This is a genomic window from Streptomyces sp. RP5T, assembly GCF_003933965.1.
Classification (GTDB): domain Bacteria; phylum Actinomycetota; class Actinomycetes; order Streptomycetales; family Streptomycetaceae; genus Streptomyces.
In genome coordinates this window covers 1-2,657 of sequence record NZ_RSAJ01000855.1, presented here as the reverse complement: position 1 = coordinate 2,657, position 2,657 = coordinate 1, and the positions used below count along the sequence as shown (strand labels likewise).

Annotated in this window: 3 protein-coding genes and 2 tRNA genes; 2 read left to right on the top strand and 3 right to left on the bottom strand. The window is 65.7% G+C overall.

Translation table 11 applies throughout. The features are described 5' to 3' along the window. Positions 1-39: 39 nt before the first annotated feature. A complete protein-coding gene (locus EHS43_RS42070) occupies positions 40-246 on the top strand; it encodes a helix-turn-helix domain-containing protein (RefSeq protein WP_125195744.1) in 207 nt (68 codons plus the stop codon). Next, a complete protein-coding gene (xerC, locus tag EHS43_RS42065) occupies positions 234-1,466 on the top strand; it encodes a tyrosine recombinase XerC (protein ID WP_221740816.1) in 1,233 nt (410 codons plus the stop codon). Before EHS43_RS42070 ends, xerC begins: the two co-directional genes overlap by 13 nt. An 8-nt stretch (positions 1,467-1,474) precedes the next feature. Here xerC and EHS43_RS42060 read toward each other — a convergent pair whose 3' ends face one another. The 3 genes from EHS43_RS42060 to EHS43_RS42050 form a co-directional block, all read right to left on the bottom strand. Beyond that, complete coding sequence (locus tag EHS43_RS42060; RefSeq protein ID WP_260470965.1) at positions 1,475-1,963, bottom strand: DUF5959 family protein; 489 nt, start codon at positions 1,961-1,963, stop codon at positions 1,475-1,477. 45 nt (positions 1,964-2,008) lie between these two features. Further along, a tRNA-Arg gene (locus tag EHS43_RS42055) sits at positions 2,009-2,081 on the bottom strand. 188 nt (positions 2,082-2,269) lie between these two features. Further along, positions 2,270-2,360, bottom strand: a tRNA-Ser gene (locus tag EHS43_RS42050). Between the last annotated feature and the right edge of the window lie 297 nt (positions 2,361-2,657).

Sequence of the window (2,657 nt, the reverse complement as noted above, 5' to 3'; positions counted from 1 at the left end):
TCCCGCACCCGCCCCCAACGCTGAAGGAGAACCCGCCAAGTGACCACGGTGACGATCCAGCGCAAGTGGCACACGACGGCCGAGGTCGCCGAGATGCTCGGCTTCGGCCTCTCCAAGACGAAAGCACTCGTTCTGAGCGGCGAGATCCGTTCCGTGAAAGTAGGCCGTAACCGCCGCATCCTCCCGGCCTGGGTCGACGAGTACGTGAACCGCTGCGCGTCCGATGCAGAGGGGTGGGCGGCATGAGCGGGAAACGGGCCAACGGCGAGGGGTCGATCTACCCGTACAAGAACGGCTTCGCGGCCTACGTCTGGGTCACCACTCCAGACGGCGACCGCAAGCGGAAGTACGTCTACGGCAAGACCCGCGAGGACACCCACGAGAAGTGGATCAAGCTGCACAATGAGGCCACCAGGGGCCCGGTGCAGACCCGGCACCGCACGGTGCAGGCGTTCCTGTCGTACTGGCTCGACTCGATCGTGAAGCCCAACCTCGCCCCGCTGTCGTACGTCTCGTACGAGGGCTCGGTGCGGCTCTACATCGCCCCGCACCTGGGTGCGAAGCGCCTCGACAAGCTGACCGTCCGGGACGTGCGCGAGTGGCTGACCAAGCTGGCCGGCATCTGCCAGTGCTGCGCGCAGGGCAAGGACGCCAAGCGACCGGAAGATCGGCAGCGTTGCTGTGCGATCGGTGAGTGCTGTGAGGCGTATCCCTCCCGGCGCGTGGTCCAGGCCGCCCGTGATGCCCTGCGCGCCGCGCTCACCCATGCAGTGACCGAAGAGGAGATCAGCAAGAACGTCGCCTCCCTGGTCAAGGTCCCCAAGCCTCGTCGTCGCCGGATCAAGCCGTGGTCCGTCGTCGAAGCGGGCGGCTTCCTCGCCGACTCCCTCTCCCGCGAAGATCCCCTGTTCGCGGCCTGGGTGCTCGTGCTCAGCCTCGGCCTGCGGCGGGGTGAGGTCTTGGGGCTCACCTGGAAGTCGATCGACTTCGAGACCTGCGAGCTGTACGTGGATCACCAGATTCAGCGGGCAGGGCGTCAGATCCTCCACCGCGAGACCAAGACGGAGGAGTCCGACGACTTCCTTCCCCTCCCGGAGTTCTGCCTCAGGGCACTGCGTATGCGGCGCGCTCAGCAGGACGGGGACCGGAAGGCGGCGGGGGAGCTCTGGCAGGACACTCGGGGCCTGGTCTTCACCACGAAGTACGGAACGCCCATCGAGCCCGGCAACCTCACCCGCATGTTCGCCCTGCGCGCCAGCCGTGCCGGCCTCCGAGTGATCCCGCTCCGGAACACCCGGCACACGTGCAGCTCGCTGCTGGTCGCCCTCAAGGTCCATCCGAAGGTGGCTCAACGCATCCTGCGGCACTCGCAGATCGCCATGACGATGGAGGTCTACGCGGAAGCGAGCGAGGAAGAAGTGCGCTCAGCGGTCAGCAGGCTGTCGCAGGCGATGGGGCAGCCATGAACGCCCTGCTACACGCCGAGTACCCGTCGCACCGTGACCAGACGTTCTCGGGCCCCGTCAAGCCACTCGGCCTTGAGGTCGATCGGGACACGGACAGAAATTTGAGTGCTCGGCGCATCGTGCACCTCGACGACGTACGGATCCTCGGCGATGAAGGTGAGATACGCCGTCCGGCCCTCACCGGGCCAGTTGCCGGTGAGGACGTCATCGCTCTCGCCGGCCTCCGTATCGCTTTCCTCGACCGCTTCCAGGAGCGCCGCCCAGTCGTCGAGATCGTCGGCGTTGAAGCTCGTCCGCACGGTGGCGTTCACGAAGTCGCTGCGGATGACGATCTCCGCGTCGTAGTAGCCGTACTGCGGAGTCGGGGACAGCAGCCGGACGGCAACGCTCTGCATGCCGTCGTCCAGGACAATCACGTCGAGCGGTTCTACAGCCCCGGTCAAGGTTCCTCCTCCGGCTGACGTCACCCGTTGCTGTACTTCGCTGCTGTACAGCACGAAAAAGGCCCCTCCGGAGCGATCCTGAGGGGCCTTTGACCTGTGTGCACTCGGCAGGATTCGAACCTGCAACCTTCTGATCCGTAGTCAGATGCTCTATCCGTTAAGCTACGAGTGCTTGTTCTTTTTTTCGCCGCTCCTTGCCCTTTCGGGCTGCTCGCGGCGACAGGAAGAACATTACATGACTGCCGGTCGCATGTGAAATCCGTTAGCCGTACCCCTTGTGACCTGCGGAAACGCACATCTGAGCGAGGTAGGGAACGACGAAGCCCCGGTCGCTGGGACCGGGGCTTCGGTGATCTTGCGCGGAGGCGGAGGGATTTGAACCCTCGATGGGATTTAAGTCCCAAACCGCATTAGCAGTGCGGCGCCATAGACCGGACTAGGCGACGCCTCCAGCACAGCCGCCCGCGCGAGCGCGAGTGGTGCGTGCAGATGATGACACAGCCGGAGGTCGTGCCACCAATCGGCTCCCACGGTACTAGGCGTGCGGGCCACAGGGCAAAGTGCTTACGCCGCTGATCGGCGAACGGCGCCACTGCGCAACGTACGGCGCCGCCCGCCGTTAGTCACGGCATGTCCTACGTCATCCGGCTCGGCCGGCTCGCACGGCTGAGTCCGCTCCCGCTCTTCCTCGCCGCCCTCGCCCCCACCCCCGCGGCGGCGTACGCCGAGACGGGCGACCATCTCACCG